24 protein-coding genes are annotated in these 19,321 nt (G+C 43.7%); 16 read left to right on the top strand and 8 right to left on the bottom strand.

Annotated elements, in window-relative coordinates:
* The first annotated feature begins 197 nt into the window (after positions 1-197).
* The 5 genes from J7E38_RS21380 to J7E38_RS21360 all read left to right on the top strand — a co-directional run bounded on the left by J7E38_RS21380 (position 198) and on the right by J7E38_RS21360 (position 6,285).
* Complete coding sequence (locus tag J7E38_RS21380) at positions 198-479, top strand: autorepressor SdpR family transcription factor (RefSeq protein ID WP_214709362.1); 282 nt, start codon at positions 198-200, stop codon at positions 477-479.
* 1 nt (position 480) lies between these two features.
* Positions 481-1,113 (top strand): SdpI family protein, encoded by a 633-nt coding sequence (locus tag J7E38_RS21375; protein WP_214709363.1) that lies wholly within the window; start codon positions 481-483, stop codon positions 1,111-1,113.
* A 199-nt stretch (positions 1,114-1,312) separates the two neighbouring features.
* Positions 1,313-3,037, top strand: a complete 1,725-nt coding sequence (locus J7E38_RS21370) for an ABC transporter ATP-binding protein (RefSeq protein WP_214709365.1) — start codon at positions 1,313-1,315, stop codon at positions 3,035-3,037.
* Complete coding sequence (locus J7E38_RS21365) at positions 3,031-4,830, top strand: ABC transporter ATP-binding protein (RefSeq protein WP_214709366.1); 1,800 nt, start codon at positions 3,031-3,033, stop codon at positions 4,828-4,830. Before J7E38_RS21370 ends, J7E38_RS21365 begins: the two co-directional genes overlap by 7 nt.
* A 162-nt stretch (positions 4,831-4,992) precedes the next feature.
* Positions 4,993-6,285, top strand: coding sequence for an ATP-binding protein (locus J7E38_RS21360; protein ID WP_214709368.1), 1,293 nt, complete (start codon positions 4,993-4,995; stop codon positions 6,283-6,285).
* Positions 6,286-6,631: 346 nt separating this feature from the next.
* Here J7E38_RS21360 and J7E38_RS21355 read toward each other — a convergent pair whose 3' ends face one another.
* The 4 genes from J7E38_RS21355 to J7E38_RS21340 form a co-directional block, all read right to left on the bottom strand.
* On the bottom strand, positions 6,632-6,883 hold the full coding sequence (locus tag J7E38_RS21355; RefSeq protein ID WP_214709370.1) for an alpha/beta-type small acid-soluble spore protein: 252 nt from the start codon (positions 6,881-6,883) through the stop codon (positions 6,632-6,634).
* A 494-nt stretch (positions 6,884-7,377) separates the two neighbouring features.
* Positions 7,378-7,563, bottom strand: coding sequence for a YfhD family protein (locus tag J7E38_RS21350; RefSeq protein WP_214709372.1), 186 nt, complete (start codon positions 7,561-7,563; stop codon positions 7,378-7,380).
* A gap of 86 nt (positions 7,564-7,649) precedes the next feature.
* On the bottom strand, positions 7,650-7,772 hold the full coding sequence (locus tag J7E38_RS21345; protein WP_214709374.1) for a YfhE family protein: 123 nt from the start codon (positions 7,770-7,772) through the stop codon (positions 7,650-7,652).
* A 66-nt stretch (positions 7,773-7,838) separates the two neighbouring features.
* Complete coding sequence (locus tag J7E38_RS21340) at positions 7,839-8,738, bottom strand: TIGR01777 family oxidoreductase (protein ID WP_214709375.1); 900 nt, start codon at positions 8,736-8,738, stop codon at positions 7,839-7,841.
* A 100-nt stretch (positions 8,739-8,838) separates the two neighbouring features.
* Here J7E38_RS21340 and recX point away from each other — a divergent pair, with 100 nt between their 5' ends.
* Positions 8,839-9,651, top strand: coding sequence for a recombination regulator RecX (gene recX, locus J7E38_RS21335; RefSeq protein ID WP_214709377.1), 813 nt, complete (start codon positions 8,839-8,841; stop codon positions 9,649-9,651).
* Between the two features lie 17 nt (positions 9,652-9,668).
* Here recX and J7E38_RS21330 read toward each other — a convergent pair whose 3' ends face one another.
* Positions 9,669-10,346 (bottom strand): SDR family NAD(P)-dependent oxidoreductase, encoded by a 678-nt coding sequence (locus tag J7E38_RS21330; RefSeq protein WP_214709378.1) that lies wholly within the window; start codon positions 10,344-10,346, stop codon positions 9,669-9,671.
* Between the two features lie 89 nt (positions 10,347-10,435).
* On the opposite strand from J7E38_RS21330, the gene J7E38_RS21325 reads away from it, so the two are divergent.
* Positions 10,436-10,774 carry a YfhH family protein gene (locus J7E38_RS21325; RefSeq protein ID WP_214709379.1) on the top strand — a complete coding sequence of 113 codons (339 nt, stop codon included), beginning with the start codon at positions 10,436-10,438 and terminating at the stop codon, positions 10,772-10,774.
* Positions 10,775-10,835: 61 nt separating this feature from the next.
* Here the strand turns inward: J7E38_RS21325 and J7E38_RS21320 are convergent, their stop codons facing one another.
* Positions 10,836-11,018 (bottom strand): small, acid-soluble spore protein K, encoded by a 183-nt coding sequence (locus tag J7E38_RS21320; RefSeq protein ID WP_023625563.1) that lies wholly within the window; start codon positions 11,016-11,018, stop codon positions 10,836-10,838.
* A gap of 118 nt (positions 11,019-11,136) precedes the next feature.
* Between J7E38_RS21320 and J7E38_RS21315 the strand changes: the two genes are divergently transcribed.
* Positions 11,137-11,391, top strand: a complete 255-nt coding sequence (locus J7E38_RS21315; RefSeq protein WP_215038924.1) for a YfhJ family protein — start codon at positions 11,137-11,139, stop codon at positions 11,389-11,391.
* A gap of 110 nt (positions 11,392-11,501) precedes the next feature.
* On the opposite strand, the gene J7E38_RS21310 is transcribed toward J7E38_RS21315, so the two are convergent.
* On the bottom strand, positions 11,502-12,488 hold the full coding sequence (locus J7E38_RS21310; RefSeq protein ID WP_214709381.1) for a metal-dependent hydrolase: 987 nt from the start codon (positions 12,486-12,488) through the stop codon (positions 11,502-11,504).
* Positions 12,489-12,634: 146 nt separating this feature from the next.
* On the opposite strand from J7E38_RS21310, the gene J7E38_RS21305 reads away from it, so the two are divergent.
* Entirely contained in the window at positions 12,635-12,931 is a 297-nt protein-coding gene (locus J7E38_RS21305; RefSeq protein WP_214709382.1) for a hypothetical protein, read from the top strand.
* Positions 12,932-13,012: 81 nt separating this feature from the next.
* Entirely contained in the window at positions 13,013-14,086 is a 1,074-nt protein-coding gene (gene mutY, locus J7E38_RS21300; RefSeq protein WP_215038922.1) for an A/G-specific adenine glycosylase, read from the top strand.
* 329 nt (positions 14,087-14,415) lie between these two features.
* On the opposite strand, the gene J7E38_RS21295 is transcribed toward mutY, so the two are convergent.
* Positions 14,416-14,640: a hypothetical protein gene (locus J7E38_RS21295; RefSeq protein ID WP_214709384.1), complete on the bottom strand. Its 225-nt coding sequence runs from the start codon at positions 14,638-14,640 to the stop codon at positions 14,416-14,418.
* 173 nt (positions 14,641-14,813) lie between these two features.
* On the opposite strand from J7E38_RS21295, the gene fabL reads away from it, so the two are divergent.
* The 6 genes from fabL (at position 14,814) to J7E38_RS21265 (ending at position 19,074) form a co-directional block, all read left to right on the top strand.
* Entirely contained in the window at positions 14,814-15,563 is a 750-nt protein-coding gene (fabL, locus tag J7E38_RS21290) for an enoyl-[acyl-carrier-protein] reductase FabL (RefSeq protein WP_214709386.1), read from the top strand.
* Between the two features lie 78 nt (positions 15,564-15,641).
* A complete protein-coding gene (locus tag J7E38_RS21285; RefSeq protein ID WP_214709388.1) occupies positions 15,642-15,836 on the top strand; it encodes a gamma-type small acid-soluble spore protein in 195 nt (64 codons plus the stop codon).
* A gap of 265 nt (positions 15,837-16,101) precedes the next feature.
* A complete protein-coding gene (locus tag J7E38_RS21280; RefSeq protein WP_214709390.1) occupies positions 16,102-16,356 on the top strand; it encodes a YgaB family protein in 255 nt (84 codons plus the stop codon).
* Between the two features lie 60 nt (positions 16,357-16,416).
* Positions 16,417-16,602 (top strand): hypothetical protein, encoded by a 186-nt coding sequence (locus J7E38_RS21275; RefSeq protein ID WP_214709392.1) that lies wholly within the window; start codon positions 16,417-16,419, stop codon positions 16,600-16,602.
* 100 nt (positions 16,603-16,702) lie between these two features.
* A complete protein-coding gene (ntdP, locus tag J7E38_RS21270) occupies positions 16,703-17,233 on the top strand; it encodes a nucleoside tri-diphosphate phosphatase (protein WP_041967592.1) in 531 nt (176 codons plus the stop codon).
* A 92-nt stretch (positions 17,234-17,325) separates the two neighbouring features.
* Positions 17,326-19,074, top strand: coding sequence for an ABC transporter ATP-binding protein (locus J7E38_RS21265; protein ID WP_215038911.1), 1,749 nt, complete (start codon positions 17,326-17,328; stop codon positions 19,072-19,074).
* Positions 19,075-19,321 lie beyond the last annotated feature (247 nt).

Below are 19,321 nucleotides of genomic sequence, written 5' to 3'. Positions count from 1 at the left end.
GAAGTGAAACTACTTCATAAGGGCATTATTAAATCCTAAATGCTAATTTAATGAGCAACCTTTTTCTCCAATAAATCAGCCGGCTGTGAAAGTGCAGCCGGTTTTATCGTGTAAAAAGAATTGCAAAAAACAGGAAAATGGTTTAGTATTTAGTTAAATAACTAAATACTTAAATCACGTAAAAGGAGGTCTTTAGCTTGAATGATGCATTCAAAGCACTTTCGGACCCTACCAGAAGAAAGATTCTCGACCTGTTAAAGGAAAGGGATATGACAGCTGGAGAGATCGCAGACCATTTTAACATGACAAAACCGAGCATCTCACAACATTTGAAACTGCTGAAAAATGCCGGTTTGATCCAGGATGAGAAGCAGGGGCAGTTCATCATTTATTCTCTTCATACAACAGTCTTCCAGGAGCTCATCAGCTGGGCGTTCAGCTTTACTGAAAATAATAAAGACCGGGAAGGGGAAAAATAAAATGAAAAAGCATGTATTGCCATTGACTATGATCGGCCTCCTAATCCTTGCGTGGATCATTGTGTTTCCAAAGCTGCCTGAACAAATGCCAATCCACTGGGATGTGAATGGGGAAGCAAATGGGTTTGCATCCAAGCTTAATGCAATGTTCTCTACACTTGGTATCATGGTGATCCTGTATATCTCCATGGCTTTTTTGCCAAAAGTGGATCCGAGGAAAACGAATTATAAGTACTTTACGAAAAGCTATCACATCATATTAAATGCGATTTTAGGAGTCCTTTTTGTCATCAACATCCTGATGCTGGCAAATGCAATTGGTTATGATGTCCCAATTGGCAGCATTGGACCATTGGTTGTAGGGATTATCTTTATGATCCTTGGAAACTATATGCCACAGGTCCGGTCTAATTTTTTCATCGGAATTCGGACTCCATGGACACTCAGCAATGATGAAGTATGGAAAAAGACACATCGGGCTGCTTCAAAAATCTTCTTTTTTGGCGGTCTTGCGATGATCCTGGCTACCTTCGCACCTGGCAATTGGAAGGAAGCGATCTTGTTTATCGTCATTGCCTTGACCGTCGTTGCGCCATATGTTTATTCTTATGTTCTATTCAAAAGAAACTTATAGTCAGCTCTATGCTATGTGCAAAATATATAGAACCTGTATGCGCAGCATGGTCAAAAACTGACTGATAGCCTGGACGGTCCTGAAAATGGGCCGTTTCTTATATCTTTTAATTCAAAAAATTCGTTAAAAGGAGTATGATAGAAGATATAAAATTCGGAAGACGAAATAACGGCATTGGTCAACTGGGGGTACCATCTTCATGAGTATATTTTCATTTGTAAAACCATATCGCATTCCAATCGCGGCTGCGCTTAGCTTAATGCTCATCGAATTGGCTGTAGAGCTTTTCCAGCCGCTTTTAATTGCGAAAATCATCGATGAAGGAATTGTTGCGAGGGACCTGGACACGGTCATCAAATGGGGCGGAGTGATGCTCGGAATCTCCATCCTTGCCTTTGTATCGGGTATTGCAAACTCGTTTATAGCTGCTCATGCAGGCCAAAGTTTTGGCTTTGACATCCGTGAAAAGCTGTTTTCTAAGGTCCAGGCTTTTTCCTTCACTAACTTCAGCCATTTCCCATCCTCATCATTGATCACAAGGATCACCAATGATGTGACACAGCTGCAGAATACGTTCTTCATGAGCCTGCGGATTGCAATGCGCGCTCCGTTGTTGGTGATCGGGGGAATCACCATGGCCATGATGGTTCATGTGAAATTGGCGCTGCCATTTGTCATCATCATTCCGCCACTTTTGATTTTCCTTATTTGGATTATGACCAAGGCAGCAGGTCTATTCAAAAGTGTCCAAAAGCGCCTTGACAGAGTGAATGGCGTGATGAGAGAAAACCTTGTTGGCATGAGACTGATCAAAGCTTTTGCCAGGGGGAATTATGAAGGCACAAGATTTGAAAAAGCAAATAATAAACTGAGAGAACGCACCGTATTTGCTTTAAGGGTAACTGAGGCAACAATACCGGTTCTGCTGCTTTTCATGAATCTGAGCGTCATTGCTGTTCTCTGGTTTGGAAAAATAGATGTCCAGTCTGGCAGAGTGTCAGTAGGTGAAGTGGTCGCGATCGTGAACTACGCAGCCAGGATTACTGCGGCTTTTTCAATGTTTTCATGGATCATCATGGTATTTTCACGTTCCAGGGCATCGGCTGAGCGTGTAACGGAAGTGCTGAATGAAGGAATCGATCTAGAAGATACCGCTGGAAGCCGGGATGCATACGAAATTTCTGCAGGTAAAATTGAGTTCAATAAGGTCTCTTTCAAGTTCCCGGACACCAATATTCCGATTCTTGATGATTTATCGTTTAAGATCGATCAGGGAGAAACCGTGGCGGTCCTTGGAGCGACCGGTGCGGGAAAAACGGCTATGTTCCAGCTCATCCCGCGGTTATATGACGTAACCAGCGGAGAAATTCGAATCGATGACCGGAATATCAAGGATCTGAAGCTTAAAAGTCTCAGGGAGGGTATCGGCTACGTTCCTCAAGAGGCATTGTTGTTCACCGGATCAATCAAAGAGAATCTCGCCTGGGGCAAACAGGATGCCACCGAAGAGGAGTTAGTCAAGGCAGCATCAGATGCCCAAATCCACGAAACGATCCAGAAACTGCCGAACAAATACGATACGCTTCTCGGGCAGAAAGGTGTCAACCTTTCAGGCGGACAGAAACAACGATTGTCCATTGCCCGTGCATTGATTAAAAAACCGAAAATCCTTCTGCTCGATGACAGCACTAGTGCGCTGGATTTAAAAACAGAAGCAAAGCTGCTGCATGCCATAAGCAAATATGAGTGTACAACTGTCATCATTACACAAAAGATCAGCACCGCCAAAGAAGCTGATAAAATCCTCCTGCTGGAAGACGGATCTTTGATTGGCTATGGTGACCATCAATACTTGCTTAAGCATTCTTCGCTTTATCAGGCAATCTACAACTCCCAGTTCGGGGAGGTGAAGGCAGGATGTTAAAAAGGCAAAGAGAAAGCAAGACAGGCAGCAAAAAAAGTACCGTTAAGGGAATTGGGCCGACAATCAGGAGGATTTGGGCCTATCTTGCAGACCAACGGAGCCTGCTGATCCTGGTCCTTTTAATGGTGGTGGCGAGTTCCGCACTTGGATTGCTGGGCCCATTCCTGATCGGATGGGGCATCGATGAATATTTTGCGACAGATTCAACTGATGGTTTCACCTGGCTTCTAATCGGCCTTGCTGCGGTATACGTGATGCATTCCTTATCATTGTGGTTCCAAAGCTACTGGATGATTGGCATTGCTCAGAAGACTGTCTATATAATGAGGAAGCAGCTCTTCAGCCATTTTCACAAGCTCTCGATTGATTTCTTCAACAAGCGCCAGCATGGGGAACTGATGAGCCGGGTCACCAATGATATCGAAAATGTCAGCGCGACTCTGAATTCCTCCGTCATCCAGATTTTTTCGAGTGTACTCACGCTAGTGGGAACATTGGCGGTCATGATCTGGCTGAGTCCTTTGCTTACCCTGGTGACGATGATTATCGTTCCATTGATGTTCATGGGGATGAAATGGATTACGAGCCGTACCGGTAAGTTATACAAGGAACAGCAACGCCGGCTTGGAGAGATGAATGGGTATATTGAGGAAACGATTTCTGGGCAAAAAATCATCAAATCCTTCTCCCAGGAACCAAAAGTCATTGAAGAGTTCCGCATAAAAAATCAGCAGCTGAAGGAATCAGGTTACTGGGCACAGACATTTACAGGCTTCATCCCGAAATTGATGAATATGCTCAATAACCTCAGCTTTACCATCGTTGCAGGAGTGGGCGGCTTCTTCGCCTTAAAAGGATATGTAACGATCGGTACAATCGTCATTTTTAGCGAATACTCCCGGCAGTTCACTAGGCCATTGAATGATCTGTCGAATCAATTCAATACCCTGCTGTCAGCTGTTGCTGGGGCTGATCGTGTTTTTGACATCATTGATACGGAGGAAGAGGCTGTAGATGAAAAAGGAGCCACACCCCTCCGCGACATTATCGGGAAGGTCGAGTTCAAGGATGTATCTTTTTCCTATGAAAAGGGAGGAGATACTGTTTCTGAATTGAATTTTCACGCAGATCCAGGCCAAACGATTGCATTAGTTGGTCCAACCGGTGCAGGCAAGTCGACAATCATTAACTTGATTTCGCGTTTTTATGAACCAGATCAGGGGATGATCTTGATTGATGGGCACGACAGTAAGAAAATCACACGCGACAGCCTGCGGAAACAAATGGGATTCGTCCTCCAGGATTCATTTCTGTTCCAGGGAAGCATCAGGGAGAATATTCGCTATGGAAGACTGGATGCTTCCGATGAAGAAGTAGAGAAAGCTGCCAAGGCTGCAAATGCCCATTCCTTCATTCAACGATTGCCGGAAGGATATGATACTGAGCTTAGCCAGGATGATGCCGGGATCAGCCAGGGGCAAAAGCAATTACTATCGATTGCCAGAGCCATCCTTGCTAATCCTGCGATTTTGATACTGGATGAAGCAACAAGCAGCATCGATACAATCACGGAATTGAAAATACAGGAAGCCCTCCAGCATCTGCTGAAGGGAAGAACAAGTTTCATCATTGCCCACCGCTTGAATACGATTAAAAATGCCGATCAGATTATCGTCATAGAGAGTGGACATATCATTGAAAAAGGCAGCCATGACGAATTGGTGACACAAAAAGGTTTTTACCATGAACTGTATACGAGCCAGCTTGAAAAGAAAATGTTAATGAATTCATAGCAGGGAGCCTCAGGGCTTCCTTTTTTATTTTTGTGATCACAGTGCTAATATGTGACAAATTTCCCGGGGAATAGAGGAATCATGAAAAATTTGTCGTATTTCTAAAAGTAGATACTACGCTTGGGTTATACTATTTAACTCTCTTCGATTGGAGAAGATAAAATGCTCGTCGAGAAACTCCTGTTGAATGTTTTGATCATTTTGCTGCCTATCTTTATTCATGGTGTTCTTTTTGATAACAAGAGTGTTGGGAAATCACCTTATTTATGCGGAATCCTGCAAAGCCTGGCTCTGTTTCTCTCGCTTGCGTTTTCATATGAACTGGGCGGATTATACTGGGATCTTCGGTATGTCCCTATGGTAGTAGCCTTCTTGTATGGGGGGCCGATTGCAGGGGGGATGGTCTTATTTACTTATCTGGCAACAAGGACATTCATGGGAGGGGATCTCCTTCTCGGATATGCGAGCGGTTTTTTGGCAGCGTTGATTCCATTCATGTTCATGAAGAGGTTTTGGAAATTCGATGCTAAGAAGAGGATCAGGACAGCGGTTATTGTTGGTTTCTGGCCATCATTGTCTATGCTCATCATTTTAATCACTAATATTTTTGTCAGTAATGCAACAGCAGCTGAAGATTCAAATAAAGTCTTGATGAACATAACTGTCTTTGGTGTGATCCAAATCTTCTCTGTATGGGTGGCAGCATTCCTTAATGAGGCATTGATTGAAAAGGAACTGATGAAAAAAGAAATCCTCAGGGCTGAAAAGCTTAATACCCTGGGGGAACTTGCAGCGTCCATTGCCCATGAAATCAGGAATCCCCTCACAGTGGTGAAAGGTTTTCTGCAAATGATGCACAAGCAGGAAAAGGGAGATAACTTTTACTATTTGAGTCTGGTGCTGACTGAGCTTGGAAGGGCAGAATCCATCATAAATGATTACCTGAATTTCGCCAAGCCGCAATTTGAAAAGCTGGAGGATGCAGAGCTGGCAGAAATCATTACAGAAGTCACCATCCTGCTGGAAGCCTTTGCCGCAAAAGAAGGGGTACAGGTGAACGTAAAGCTCGAGTGGGGTGTGTATGCAAAAACCGATCGGAACCAGCTGAAGCAAGCTTTAGTGAATATTATAAAGAATGCGATCGAAGCAACGGAAGAGGGCGGAGAGGTATTTGTCAGCCAGGCATCGGCAGGTCATGAATCTTATATCATCGTCTCAGACACAGGGAAAGGGATGGATGAAGAGCAGCTCGCACGTCTGGGGACTCTTTTTTATACAACTAAAGATAAAGGTACCGGACTTGGTACATCCGTTTCAATGAAAATCATTGAAGCAATGGGCGGGTCTGTCTCATTCAAGAGTGATTTAGGAGCGGGAACGGAAGTCACGATTATCCTGCCAACGTATAATAAGGAAGCAGCAGAAGATCCACTTCAGGGGAATGAAGCCATGTAATATAATCGGATAAATAGAAAAAGCGAACCGTCCCCGGTTCGCTTTCAAGTAACTTGCTACTCCACAAGATGTATAATAAAATCATCCATTTATAAACTTTGCCGCGGTACAAAATTCCACTTGACCATTTTAAACCTAAACGACGCAAGCCCTACCTCTCTTGCATCCTTACGGCTCCGAAGCCGATCCAGTGTGAATAAGTTGTTACCTAAAAATAAAAGCAGAACGCCATTAATTGTTTACATAGTATTGGTTGTGACTCAAGTTACTTCCTTTTGGCGAAGCTTACTTATTATATTACGTTTTCCAGCAGATGTCAAACGTTATTTACAAATGTTTGAAGTCTTTACTGTTTCCGTAAATTTTCCTGTGCCATTTTCACGAGTTCCCGGACCATGCTTCCACCCAATTTTCCTCCGACCTTTCCAGCTTCCCGGGTTGAAAGATTGCCGTTATACCCTTTTTTAAGAGGAACGCCGACCTCTTTTGCTGTCTCGAATTTTGCATCCTCCGCTTTCATCGTACCGGCTACCTGCGCTTTCAAATCATCAAGTGCTTTCCTGGCTTCCGGTACAAGGATCTTATTCCTTCTTGCCATTGGTGATCCCTCCATTGTGATGAATACATTCTTCTCGTTAGTATTGGCAAGGAAAAAGATTATTATTAATAATGAACCGTTCAGAATTCGGTATTTAGGTTTTGGTGCCTCAGTAGGAGGGTAAATATAATAGCTAATAAAATTATCCTCAAACTTATCAACAAACAAAAGCTGTTATTTATAAGTACTCCACAGATTTATCCACATTATCCACAGAAATATCGTAAAATCCAGTCAGCTAAATAAATCCTTATATTAAAAGCTTTTAGGAAATTTATTAACATTATTCACATGTATGTGGGTAACTTATTTTGTACAATTAGTGAAAATACTTGTTTATTGAAGTAGTTGGGAGTAAATTAGAAGTATCAAAAGTTAGTGAAAGTATTCACAATCCTATAGGATGTTCGTTATTTGCTAACCGGAGATATCCCCCTACCCTTAAAAGGAAAAAGCAGAATCAGAAAGATTCTGCTTTTTCCTTTATAAGAGGGTTATTTTCTTCTGCTTTTAGCACGCTGGTCCGCAGCTTTTGAGCGTGCCATTGCCTCAAGGTCATCGTGGTCAGCTAAATCGCGATCGAATTCTACATCAAGGCCGTCAGATTTCATGTTTTTTGGTACTTGTGGAAGTGATGCTTTATTACGATCGCGTGTTTTGTGTCCATGTGCTCTTCCCATTCGAAAAAACCCCTTTCAAAAATCAAAAGTACGGAAATGCATCGTTTCCGTACTTTTATGTTCCTCCAAAAGGAGCACGTTAATGCCTAATATCTCTTTCCATTTGCATAGCCGCCTGCTCTGTCTGCTTTTTTGAATTCGCGGCTGTATGTAACTTCCTGCATGCTTGATAAAGTACTCTTTGTCTTATCCCTTTTTTTCTTATCCAATCCAATCCACCCTTTCAATATGATGTACCTTACAAGTATTTCCTTGTTGAAAGGGATTTAACAGCCTTATTTACCTAAAATTTCTCTGAGGGCTTTTTCTAGATCGGTATACTTGAAGTTAAAACCTGATGTTAAAAGCTTTGCTGGAACGACTTTCTGGCCTTCAAGTACAAGCATGCTCATATCCCCCATAGCGATTTTAAGGGCAAAGGAGGGAACCGGTAGCCAATGGGGGCGTCCCAACACTTTGGATAAAATCTGCCCAAACTGGTCCATTGTTACTGGTGAAGGAGCAACAAAATTCACTGGGCCGTCTAACCGGTCATTCTCGATCGCAAACATAATTCCCCGGATGACATCATCTATATGGATCCATGAGAGCCATTGGTTGCCAGAACCTACTTTTCCGCCTGCAAACAATTTATAGGGAAGAATCATCTTGGGCAATGCGCCGCCTTTTTTATCAAGAATTACACCAAATCGGCAAAGCACTATCCGAGTGCCGGACTCATTTGCGTGGATTGCTTCAGCCTCCCAGCGCCGGACCGTGTCAGCCAGGAAGTCATTAGCTGGATTCGCTTGTTCAGTGAACTCTTCGGTCAGTGATGTCCCGTAATAACCCACTGCACTCGCATTGATTAAGACAGGTGGCTTATTTTCAAGTGCCTTGATGATCCTGTTCACTTCGGTGGTCGCCTTAATTCTGCTGTCAATGATCCTCTGTTTGTACTCATCTGTCCATCTGTCATTAATGGTCGCGCCAGCAAGATTCACAATCGCATCAGTGCCTTCAAGTTCATTCTCCGGCTGGTCAGCTGGATTGAGCCATTGGACATACCTTGGGTTATGGCTGTCTTGTTCATTACTTTTCCTGGTTAAAATGATTACCTCATGTCCATTGCGGACCAGTTCACTGCTTAAAGCACTGCCGACAAGCCCTGTTCCTCCGGTTATGGCTATTTTCATGGTCAACCTCCTAAGTTTCCTCTTATCTTTATAGTACTGCTTTTAAAATGATAAACCTCCTTTAAATGTGTTAAAGTTTCTTTAGAGAGGTGAAAATTAAATGCCAGTCATTACAAAAATCTCCGTCCAAAAACACAATAAAGACCGATACAGCATTTTTACCGACAGCGGAAGGGGAGAAGAGTACGCTTTTAGTGTCGATGAAGATGTATTAATAAAATACAATTTGAAAAAGGGAATGGAACTGGATGACTTTGCGGTCACGGAAATGCTTTTCCAGGACGATATCCGGAAAGCCTATAATACGGCAATCAATTATCTTTCACACCGCATGCGCTCAGAGTCTGAGGTCCGTGAACATCTGAAGAAAAAAGAAATCTCAGAATCCGTCATAAAAGAAGCCATCCATAAATTATATGAATTTAAATTCTTGAATGATGAGGAATTTGCCAACGCTTTTGTCCGGACACAACTAAATACGACGGATAAAGGCGCGGAAGTCATTAAGCTGGAGCTGAAGGAAAAAGGGATTGCTCCCGATTTGATCACGAAAGTGGTCGATGAAGTTTCCTTCGATGAACAGCTGGAAAAAGCAATCAAACTCAGTGAAAAATATGCTTTGAAGAACAAGAAAGATTCATCCAGGATCCTGAAGCAAAAAATTGAACAGATGCTTAGACGCAAAGGGTATTCTTTTTCGATCATCCGTGCTGCTTTGGATGAGACGGAAATTGAAAAAGAAGACGAAGCTGAAATGGATGCGTTGCGGATACAAGGTGAAAAACTGCACAGCAAATACAGTAAGCTTCCGGATCGTGAATACAGGCAGAAGCTAAAGATGGCACTATACCGCAAAGGATTTCCCATGGATATGATCGATGAGTTCATTTCGGAAAAAGAGAATGAGGAATAAAAAAATCATGACACTTGTCATGATTTTTTGGATTCTATAACAATTTCGGCCTTTTCAAGGTTGTCGATAATGATTCCGGCCACTTCAGCAGCAGAACGAAGCCTCGTCGGATCTGTAACATGTTCGCTTTCATCCCAGAAAGGAGTATTCATCCCGCCCATATAGGCAGCGACGAAACGGATGTCTGTTCCTTCGTACTCCTTCTGCAGGCTTTCGGTAAAGCCCCTGACGGCGAATTTGCTCGAACAATAGACAGCTTCATTCTTTTTTCCCCGAAGGCCGGCCGTAGAAACGATGTTCAGGACCAGGCCCTCCTGATTCTGTTCAAGGTAAGGAAGGATGGCCTTCGTCATATGGATGGTTCCAAAAACATTCGTCTGGAACATTTCTTCAATTTCTGTATCTGAAATGTCGGAGAACGGCCCGAAATATCCGAGGCCAGCGTTATTCACGAGCCCGTATAATTCATGCTTTTTGCTGATTAACAATGCCTTTTCCTTGATATCCTCCACATTGCGAAGGTCAAGCGGGAGTGCGGTGGCACTTCCCCCAGATTGTTCTATCTGTTCTTTGACGGCGTTTAGTTTATCTTCTGTTCTTCCTGTTAAAATCAAATGGTAATCCTGTTTGGCCAGCAGCAGTGAGAGCTCTTTCCCAAGGCCGGTACCCGCGCCAGTGACAATGATTGCTTTCATGATAGCCTCCTTAAAATAACATGCTATAATTTAGTTATATCTTAAATGCTTGAATGTTAAAAGCGAGAACAATCCAGGAGTGAATGTAGATGGGCAGAGAAAAACGTTACAGCGAAATGACCGAATACGAATTGAACCAGGAAATCGCCGGTCTCCGCGACAAAGCAAGAAAAGCAGAACAAATGGGAATGGCGAGTGAACTGGCCGTTTATGAGCGGAAGACTGCCATGGCTAAATCCTACATGCTGAACCCGGATGACTTCAAGCCAGGAGAAATCTATGGCATTGAAGGCGACCCGGGAGCCTACTTTAAAATCGATTATATGAATGGTGTTTTTGCCTGGGGTGCACGTCTTAACGGAGATGGTAAAGAAGAAGCACTGCCTATTTCCCTTTTAATAAAAACAGAGCAAAACCAGAATAATTAAGCATCTGGTCTTGCTCTTGTGTTAAAGGATGGAACAGATCAAGCTGGCCAAAGGGTGATGCTTAGTGGTCCTTAATGACGGCTGAAGTGTCATCTTCACGGTGAGAGGAAGCATACATGCGCTCCTGAGGATGGGTATTGATCGTGCCATCGGCTCTTCTTGAAGCGTATTCCGCTTTTGCCCGGGGCTCGCCCTCGAGCTTGTTGTTGTTCTGGTTCGGGAAATTGGTTACTTTATTTCGCATAATGCCCTCCGTGACGGGTGAAATTACGTGTATGCCAGAAATGGATGCACGCAATCATAGTATTCGAGTAATGACACATAATCATAACTATATTAAAAATTGGCAAAGGGTGATCAGGATGCAGGAAACACACGAAGCGCTGGCCAGCCTGCTTCAGGAAAAAAACAACGGCATCACTTATGAACAGGCATTGAGATGGGTCGAGCTTTTATGGAGCGATTTTGAAGCCACCTATGCAAAAGCAGGACATAAATATATGGGCAGCGAAATGACAGAAAAAGTCGTCCGCCAGTGGATCGAGAATTACGGCAGCCAACTGCATGAATTCGTCGCCAGGAATCCTAAATATAAGCATTTATTGGAAGAGCAATAAACGAACCAAAGAGAATCCCCGTTATAACGGGGTTTTTCGTTTTCTTAGGTATCTCGCTTTATATACAAGCGCATAAATCCACGCAAAAAACCGGGTGATATCACCCGGTTTTATCCTTCTCCTGGAATGAACTCCAGCTTTTTTCTTAGTTTTTCCTCGCTGTAAATCCAGCCTGTGTACGAGCTGAGGATTTCCAGCTCCTTGTTCAGGTTCACGACGGCGACAAATGGATAGTGTCCGTTGCTGCGGTAGCGCAAATCAATGAACCTGACTTCGTAATAATCGTCATATTCATCACATTCCCAGCGATAGACAGGTGAGAATGAAAGGAATGCGGAAAGATTCTTATCTTTTTTTGCTGCTTCAAGCACCGGAGTTTCGGGGACCGGTACACGGTTGAACTGGTCAAGGATCCGTACATGGCGTTTGTGTCCGCGGCCGACGAAGAATTGATGCTTGTTCATGACAGCTACACGCCAATGGTTGAAGCGCATTGTCGGAGCGATGATGATATCTGTTGCATCTGGAACGATTTTCTCAACAGCACACTTGATTCGATGCTTCACCACGAATCGATAAATATAGTAGAGCACAAGGATTCCATAAATCGTTAAGAATGTGTAACCGGGGTGTGCTCCAAAAGCCCAGAGGAACAAGCCGACGACATGAAGTGCAAAAATAATCGGATCAAATGTATTGATGACCCCCAATGCGACCCATTTCGACGAAAATGGCCTTAGTGCCTGTGTTCCATAAGCGTTGAAAATGTCGACAAAAACATGAAGGAATACAGCAATGAATGTCCAAATCCATAAGTGCAGCAAATTTGCTTCCGGATGAAAAAAGTATATTGTCCCGGTAATGAGCAGCGGCCACAGGAGGACAGCTGGAATAGAGTGAGTGACTCCGCGATGGTTCCGTATATAAACTGCATTATTTCTCAGTTTCAGTACGGTATCTATATCAGGGATTTGTGATCCGACGAGTGTAGCGATCAGTACGCTGCTGGCTGTGATGCTGCTTTCACTGACAGCTGGATCAAGCGTCGCCAGCCCGCCTAGAGCGAACCCCATGACAACATGGGTACCAGTATCCATGGAAACCGCCTCCTATTATTGGATAGTTGAAAAATGCCATATAAATGAACTGGCAGGTAAAAAGTCTTGTCACAATGCGAATAATCGTTTACTTTTAAAGGGCTGAACCAATAAGTCCCTTTACTAGTCATAAAGGAGCTGACGTAATGATTCAGATGATCATTCAATATGAAGTGAAACAAAATCTGCTTGGCCAATATCGTGAGGCCATAAATCGAATTTCCGAGATGCTTCCTGATTTCGAAGCGGATATGTTTTCATGCAGCCAGTCGGACCAGCGGAATATATTCATTGAATCATTCTTTGTACCGACTGAAGCCCATTACCATGCAATGAAAAAAATGCGACTTTCCCGGGACCATTCTGTATTTGGAATGCTGGAGGATTATGTTCCGGGAGGATTAGAACGCATCGGTTTCATGGCGATTAAGCAGAAGCGTTAATATTATATTCCCAAATTTCCGGAAAGTTTAACACCTGGAGGAACAAAAGTGGCAACTGACATCAAGAAATGTGTAGATAAAATGGATAAAAAATCCTTTCAGGATGACTTGATAGGATGGTTTGTTAATGAGCAGCGAGAACTGCCATGGAGAAAGGATCAGGATCCTTATAAAGTGTGGGTATCTGAAATCATGCTCCAACAAACTAGAGTAGATACTGTCATCCCATATTTTAATCGATTTCTGGAAAAATTTCCAACCATAGAGGCGCTTGCTTCCGCTGATGAAGAAAAGGTCCTAAAAGCCTGGGAAGGTCTCGGATATTATTCCCGTGTCCGCAACTTACAATCCGCAGTGAAGGAAGTCCACCAACATTACGGAGGCAAAGTGCCGGATTCACCGGAAGAGATAGCTTCTTTAAAAGGGGTTGGTCCATACACTGCAGGGGCCATCCTGAGCATAGCCTACGGGAAACCGGAACCAGCAGTTGACGGAAATGTGATGAGGGTTTTATCGAGAATATTGCTGATCTGGGATGACATTGCCAGACCTGCATCCCGTAAAATTTTCGAAACAGCTGTTAGGGAGATTATCTCCCATGAAAACCCATCGTATTTCAACCAGGCCTTGATGGAGCTGGGAGCCCTTATTTGTACGCCGACATCTCCTTCATGCCTTCTCTGCCCTGTCAGGGAACATTGTGAGGCATTCCATGAAGGAGTACAAACTGAGCTTCCAATAAAAACAAAAAAGAAGAAGCAGAAAAACATCCAGCTGGCAGCAGGGATCTTTAGTGATGAACGCGGAAGAATCCTTATACGGAAAAGACCGGAAACCGGCTTGCTGGCAAACCTGTGGGAGTTCCCGACCGTAGAATTAGACCTCGGTTTCCAAAGGCAGCGAGAGCAGCTGGCAGAACATTTCGAAGAGCTTTATGGTTTTTCTCCGAACATAAATGATTCCATAGGCGAAATCGACCATGTTTTCTCCCATCTGATTTGGAATCTCCATGTATTCAGCGGCAGCTTTGCTGCTGATATCCCGGAAACACCGCAGTTAAAACTGGTAACCGAACAGGAGATCCAGGAATATGCCTTCCCGGTTCCCTACCAAAAAATGCTGAAGCAGTATCTTGAAGTGAAAAAGGCTGACTAACCACTGATGTGGTTAGCAGCCTTTTTTAATGTTTATCGGGAATTATTGATCATGTAATGTGTGGATGACTACATGTGGTATTCGTAATCCAGCTTCAGCGCCTAGCCCCTCGAGACGCTTGGCTAGTGTGGCCTCCTAGAAACTCCGAAACTTCAACTCCGCCGGCAGAAGCAAAAAGCGCTTCTTTGTCGGAGTCTCCAGTTTCTACGTTTCTGGGCAGTCGGCTATACATTTCAATTTCAGTCCTGCCAATGAAGTCAAAGAACGACTTCACTGTCAGGCCCTCCAGCGCTTGTCGGGGCTGAACGAGGCGCTTACGCTTTTTGTTCCTAGTCGTAACTTAATTTTGTTCCATGGGTGTAATCTGCTTCACCCCGGCTAAGACCGCCCCTGCGCTCGATTTCTTCGACGATTTCCCTGTGGATGGTCTGCCCCTCGGCATTTAAATAAGGCACCATCTGTTGCAGGGAGTGATGGAAAAAGGCGAGTTCGCTGTCTTTCCAGTCAGTCTTTGACATCATTGAGAGTTCAGTCATATCACGGCCAACGTACATAAGGAATCATCCTTTCATTTAGGTTCAAACTTAATGTTAGTCTTTTCTGTGGTACCGTTTTTTATCAGGGCTCTTTTCCGGAGACTTATTGTCATATATACCTGAAAAAGCTAAAATGAAACAAAATCACGATTCCGCTTTTAACAGAAAGAGGATAGGAAAGGAATTTGCACATGACTCAAAAAGTAGCTCTCATTACAGGAAGCAGCCGTGGAATCGGCAAAGCAGCAGCCATCAGGCTTGCGAAAGAAGGATATGACATTGTGATCAATTATGCCCGCAGCAAATCGGCAGCATTGGAAACAGCAGGGCAAATCGAAGCTCTTGGAAGGAAAGCGCTGGTCGTTAAAGCGAATGTTGGAGACGTCAGTAAAATTAAAGCGATGTTTGAACAAATCGGAGCGGAGTTTGGAAGGCTGGATGTGTTCGTAAACAATGCAGCATCAGGTGTGCTGCGGCCAGCGATGGAACTGGAAGAATCTCATTGGGACTGGACAATGAACATCAATAGCAAGGCATTGTTATTCTGTGCCCAGGAAGCCGCGAAGCTGATGGAGAGAAATGGCGGCGGGAAGATTGTCAGCATCAGCTCACTTGGTTCGATCCGCTATTTGGAAAACTACACGACAGTCGGTGTCTCGAAGGCAGCCCTTGAAGCCCTGACACGTTATCTGGCTGTTGAACTGGCGCGCAAAAACATCGTCGTCAATGCAGTCTCAGGGGGAGCAGTCGATACGGAAGCATTGACCCATTTTCCAAACAGGGAAGAACTCCTTGCAGAGGCGAGAGAAAAGACTCCTGCCGGAAGAATGGTCGAGATCGATGACATGATCAATGCGGTCATGTTCCTTTTAAAGGATGAATCGAGCATGATTCGCGGCCAGACCATCATTGTTGACGGTGGAATTTCGCTGTTAGTTTAAAAAGAATATTTTGGTAAAATTTAGTCGGATAGTAACCCCCACGGATGGTTAATCTATATTTCGTGGAGGTGATAAACGATGGCAAAACAACCTAACCAATCTCAAGCTGGAACTAACATTCAGCAGGTGAGACAACAAAACGCTCAATCTGCTCAAGGTGCACAAGGTCAATACGGTACTGAATTCGCGAGCGAAACAAACGCTCAAGAAGTACGCCAGCAAAACCAGCAGGCTGAAGCACGCAAAGGTCAAAACTCTGGCCAACAGAGTTAATATCACCTAAATGAAAGGCACTCTCACTCGCAGAGTGCCTTTTCCATGCCTGATTGTTGCAAAGAATCCAAATATGACACCGTGTGAAAGCTCCCTAACAGGGATTCAAACTGTCTCCTCAATATCGGATGGACTTTATTTTTCCTTGAAAGGGAATCATCGTAATTCGACAAAGGTTCCAAATCCTCTACATAACTAGTCAAAGGATTTCCTCCACTGCCCGAGAATACAATTAGGAGATAAATTTTACAGGCGGTGGATAAGCATGGATAAATTTAACGAATTGGTATCTACTCAAATGCAAACAATGGAAAAGCTTCTGTATTTGCAGTCTGAACTGGAAAGGTGCCAGGAGATTGAAAAGCAACTGGATGCCCTGAAGCAAAGTGCAGAGTTAGAGGAGCTTCGCTTGGAAATTGATCGGAAAAAGCAGGATTTGCAGGAAATCCACAGGATGTTTGAAAAGCAGACGGAGGATGTCATTCATACGTATCAGCAGCTGGCTGTTACATTACGTTAAAGTTTTTATAAAGGCTGTTTTAGCATTAACGAGCTCCTGCCGTACCGGGTTTGTGAAGCAATGGAGAAACCGGGCAGCGGGATTTTAGATTTGATGGTGAAGCAGAAAGAGCCTATGAAAAGAGCAATCCATCCGAAAAAAATGAATTTTTATAAAAATTTAAGCAATTTTAAAGGGTCATCGGTGGAAATCGATGGCTCTTTTGTTTTAAATTCTCTCGTTAACCGTTATAATAATAAAAAATAGGAATCGTTCTTTGTTGCCTTTTGTCGTTTTAAAGAAACCGAGATAAATATACATTGATAGGTTGCAAAGTTTCCGGGAAAGGAAAGTAGGGGAGAAGAACATGGGCGTACCCACAGAAGGTGAACCAATTCAAATCCATAGTTATAAGCATAATGGGCACATCCATCGAGTCTGGGAAGAAACTACCGTTTTAAAGGGCACACAGAACCTTGTAATCGGCGGAAATGACCGGACTGTCGTCACGGAGTCAGACGGCAGGACCTGGATTACGAGAGAGCCTGCAATCTGTTACTTCCACTCTCAGCTGTGGTTCAACGTTATAGGCATGATCCGGGAAGATGGCGTATATTATTACTGCAATATTAGTTCTCCATTTATTTTTGACGGAGAAGCGCTGAAATATATTGACTATGATCTCGATATTAAAGTTTTTCCAGATATGACGTTTAATCTACTCGATGAAGATGAATATGAGCGCCACCGCAAGGAAATGCAGTACCCTGATGTGATTGACAAAATTCTGAAATACAATGTTGAAAAGCTCAAACGCTGGATCAGGCAAAGGAAGGGACCTTTTGCACCTGATTTCATCGACATTTATTATGAGCGGTATTTAACTTATCGCCGCTGACCATACAGGGTAGACAAGCTTCAGCCTGTTGATTTGATTCAACAGGTTTTTGTTTCGTGCACTAGCAAGGCTCCATAAGGGGGAACTAAAAATTGGGCAGCATCCGCAGATACTTGAAATTCGTCAAACCATACAGGCTGCAAATCATCGGAACCATCATCATCGGAATCCTGAAATTTGCGATTCCATTATTGATTCCGCTTTTGATCAAATTTGTGCTCGATGATGTCATCGGCAACGATAACTTGACCAAGAGTGAAAAAACGGACAAATTACTCTGGGTCATGGGCATCATGATTGTTGTTTTTGTGGTGCTCAGGCCGCCGATTGAATACTATCGACAATATTTCGCGCAATGGACAGCGAGCAAAATCCTCTATGATATAAGGGACAGGCTGTTTTCCCATATGCAGAGGCTCAGTTATAAATATTATTCTAATACGAGAGCCGGAGAGGTCATCTCGAGAATGATTAATGATGTCGAGCAGACAAAGACCTTCGTTGTGACGGGACTGATGAATCTGTGGCTGGATGTTGCTACGATCATGATAGCGGCTGCTATCATGTTTACGATGGACGTGCAGTTAACATTCGTTTCCCTGGTTCTGTTCCCGTTTTACGCTTTTTCGGTAAGATATTTCTTTGGAAATCTTCGGAAGCTTACGAGGGAACGGTCGCAGGCACTTGCAGGGGTGCAAAGCTATCTGCATGAAAGGGTGGCCGGAATTTCGGTCATCAAAAGCTTTGCGATTGAGGATTATGAGCAGACACAGTTTGACCGGCAGAATAAAAACTTTTTAACCAAAGCTCTTGAGCATACAAGCTGGAACGCAAAAGCATTTGCTGTAGTCAATACGATTACGGACATAGCGCCGCTGCTTGTCATCGGCTTTTCCGGTTATCAGGTACTCCAGGGAAGCCTCTCAATCGGGGAAATGGCTGCGTTTATTGCCTACATTGACAGATTGTACAATCCGTTGCGCCGACTGGTGAATTCATCGACAACGCTGACACAGTCGATTGCATCAATGGACCGAGTATTCGAGTTCATGGATGAGAAATATGATATTAAGGATTCTCCTGATGCAGTGGAATTGAAAAAAGTCCATGGTGATATTTCTTTTAAAAATGTAAGCTTCTCGTATGAAGAAGACGGGGAGACGGTACTGAAGAGTTTGAACATAGAGGTTGAAAAGGGTGAAACGATCGCGCTTGTTGGAATGAGCGGCGGCGGGAAGTCATCGTTTGTCAGCCTGATTCCGAGATTCTTCGATGTAACCGATGGAGAGATCCTGCTTGACGGAAAGGACATCCGTTCATTCAAAGTCCGTTCATTGCGCGATAAAATCGGGATGGTTGCACAGGATAACATTTTATTCAGTGAATCGGTGAAATCCAATATACTTTTGGGCAAGCCAGGAGCAAGCGATAAAGAAGTGATCCAGGCTGCAAAGGCCGCGAATGCCCATGAATTTATTATGAATCTTCCAGAAGGCTATGATACCAAAGTAGGGGAAAGAGGAGTCAAGCTTTCTGGCGGGCAAAAACAACGTGTCGCCATAGCGCGTGTCTTCCTTAAGAATCCGCCTATCCTGATTCTTGACGAAGCCACCTCAGCCCTTGACCTTGAGAGTGAGCATCTTATTCAGGAAGCGATTGATAAGCTGGCAAGGGACAGGACAACGTTTGTAGTTGCCCATCGCTTATCCACAATCACCCATGCCGACAGGATTGTCCTGATTGAGCATGGCGAAATCGTTGAAGTTGGCAGCCATGATGAATTAATGGCAAAACAAGGCGGCTACCATAGGCTGTTCCAGGTACAGCAGCTGGAAAATTAAATGGATGAAAATGAGAACCGGAGCCGAATTGGCTTCGGTTTTTTTGCATTCTGTGGATGATTTATCAAATTCCGAAGGTTAATTTCGCAGATTTTTTTGCTCGCTGGTTACACGATTAGCAATATTCAAGCTTTTTGAAAGAATGACCAATCTGGCATAAACAATCCATTATGAGCAGTCTATTTGTGACATTATTTATCAGCTTTCGACATACAAATAGTACCAATTACCTAATACTATTCCAAAT

This window comes from Bacillus sp. ISL-35, assembly GCF_018613355.1.
Lineage (GTDB): Bacteria > Bacillota > Bacilli > Bacillales > Cytobacillaceae > Mesobacillus.
This window is presented reverse-complemented; position numbering and strand designations above follow the sequence as displayed.

Bases quoted from the DNA above. Each gene is read 5' to 3' on its own strand.
- J7E38_RS21375 (WP_214709363.1), top strand. From the start codon at position 481: ATGAAAAAGCATGTATTGCCATTGACTATGATCGGCCTCCTAATCCTT.
- J7E38_RS21370 (WP_214709365.1), top strand. From the start codon at position 1,313: ATGAGTATATTTTCATTTGTAAAACCATATCGCATTCCAATCGCGGCT.
- J7E38_RS21365 (WP_214709366.1), top strand. From the start codon at position 3,031: ATGTTAAAAAGGCAAAGAGAAAGCAAGACAGGCAGCAAAAAAAGTACC.
- J7E38_RS21360 (WP_214709368.1), top strand. From the start codon at position 4,993: ATGCTCGTCGAGAAACTCCTGTTGAATGTTTTGATCATTTTGCTGCCT.
- J7E38_RS21355 (WP_214709370.1), bottom strand. From the start codon at position 6,883: ATGGCAAGAAGGAATAAGATCCTTGTACCGGAAGCCAGGAAAGCACTT.
- J7E38_RS21350 (WP_214709372.1), bottom strand. From the start codon at position 7,563: ATGGGAAGAGCACATGGACACAAAACACGCGATCGTAATAAAGCATCA.
- J7E38_RS21340 (WP_214709375.1), bottom strand. From the start codon at position 8,738: ATGAAAATAGCCATAACCGGAGGAACAGGGCTTGTCGGCAGTGCTTTA.
- recX (WP_214709377.1), top strand. From the start codon at position 8,839: ATGCCAGTCATTACAAAAATCTCCGTCCAAAAACACAATAAAGACCGA.
- J7E38_RS21330 (WP_214709378.1), bottom strand. From the start codon at position 10,346: ATGAAAGCAATCATTGTCACTGGCGCGGGTACCGGCCTTGGGAAAGAG.
- J7E38_RS21325 (WP_214709379.1), top strand. From the start codon at position 10,436: ATGGGCAGAGAAAAACGTTACAGCGAAATGACCGAATACGAATTGAAC.
- J7E38_RS21320 (WP_023625563.1), bottom strand. From the start codon at position 11,018: ATGCGAAATAAAGTAACCAATTTCCCGAACCAGAACAACAACAAGCTC.
- J7E38_RS21315 (WP_215038924.1), top strand. From the start codon at position 11,137: ATGCAGGAAACACACGAAGCGCTGGCCAGCCTGCTTCAGGAAAAAAAC.
- J7E38_RS21310 (WP_214709381.1), bottom strand. From the start codon at position 12,488: ATGGATACTGGTACCCATGTTGTCATGGGGTTCGCTCTAGGCGGGCTG.
- J7E38_RS21305 (WP_214709382.1), top strand. From the start codon at position 12,635: ATGATTCAGATGATCATTCAATATGAAGTGAAACAAAATCTGCTTGGC.
- mutY (WP_215038922.1), top strand. From the start codon at position 13,013: ATGGATAAAAAATCCTTTCAGGATGACTTGATAGGATGGTTTGTTAAT.
- J7E38_RS21295 (WP_214709384.1), bottom strand. From the start codon at position 14,640: ATGTACGTTGGCCGTGATATGACTGAACTCTCAATGATGTCAAAGACT.
- fabL (WP_214709386.1), top strand. From the start codon at position 14,814: ATGACTCAAAAAGTAGCTCTCATTACAGGAAGCAGCCGTGGAATCGGC.
- J7E38_RS21285 (WP_214709388.1), top strand. From the start codon at position 15,642: ATGGCAAAACAACCTAACCAATCTCAAGCTGGAACTAACATTCAGCAG.
- J7E38_RS21280 (WP_214709390.1), top strand. From the start codon at position 16,102: ATGGATAAATTTAACGAATTGGTATCTACTCAAATGCAAACAATGGAA.
- J7E38_RS21275 (WP_214709392.1), top strand. From the start codon at position 16,417: ATGGAGAAACCGGGCAGCGGGATTTTAGATTTGATGGTGAAGCAGAAA.
- ntdP (WP_041967592.1), top strand. From the start codon at position 16,703: ATGGGCGTACCCACAGAAGGTGAACCAATTCAAATCCATAGTTATAAG.